The following is a 701-nucleotide window of genomic DNA, read 5'->3' on the forward strand; positions in this document are numbered from 1 at the left end:
GCCCAGCGCCGCTCGGTCTTCGGCGAGGCCAGGGCCATGGCAGTCTCGGCCATCCCCTACGCCTTCATGGGCTGACGTTTTCGGGCCGAGCCGGACGCGCACCGCGCCGCCTCGGCCCATCGAGACGCTTCCGTCCGGGCAACGGGTGGAAGTCCGGTCGTGGCACCTCAACGCCGCCACGGCGCTCCCCCCCGCGCGACGCTGCCGCGCGGTCAGCCAAACGGAGGTACTTCAACCATGGCCAATCCCGGAACGCTCGAACGTCCGAGCAGCCTGTCGGGGCTGACGGAACCTGAAGCCAAGGAGTTCCACGCGATCTTCCTGACGAGCTTCATCATCTTCACCGCGATCGCCGTGGTCGCGCACATCCTGGTCTGGATGTGGCGCCCCTGGCTGCCCGGGCCGAAGGGCTACGCCATGCTCGAGGGCGGAGCCCAAGCGGTCCACGGCCTCGTCTCGATGATCTCGTAAGGGAGGACACCATGCACAAGGTCTGGCTCCTGTTCGATCCCCGCCGCACGCTGGTGGCTCTGTTCACCTTCCTCTTCGTGCTCGCGTTGCTGATCCACTTCATCCTGCTCAGCACCAGCCGGTTCAACTGGCTGGAGGGCGCCAAGGATTCCAAGGCGGCCTCCCTCCAGATCGTCGCGCCGACCCCGGCGTGACCCGGCCCCGCGGCGGCCGGCCGGGCGTGCCCGGAA

General features: G+C 68.6%; 2 protein-coding genes. Both read left to right on the top strand.

The window, feature by feature from the left end; genetic code table 11:
* Positions 1–237: 237 nt before the first annotated feature.
* Positions 238–471 carry a light-harvesting antenna LH1, beta subunit gene (gene pufB / locus FV222_RS28310; protein ID WP_147730005.1) on the top strand — a complete coding sequence of 78 codons (234 nt, stop codon included), beginning with the start codon at positions 238–240 and terminating at the stop codon, positions 469–471.
* An 11-nt stretch (positions 472–482) separates the two neighbouring features.
* Positions 483–665: a light-harvesting antenna LH1, alpha subunit gene (gene pufA, locus FV222_RS28315; protein ID WP_147730006.1), complete on the top strand. Its 183-nt coding sequence runs from the start codon at positions 483–485 to the stop codon at positions 663–665.
* The last annotated feature ends 36 nt before the right edge of the window (positions 666–701 follow it).

The organism is Methylobacterium sp. WL103, from assembly GCF_008039885.1.
GTDB classification, from domain to species: domain Bacteria; phylum Pseudomonadota; class Alphaproteobacteria; order Rhizobiales; family Beijerinckiaceae; genus Methylobacterium; species Methylobacterium cerastii.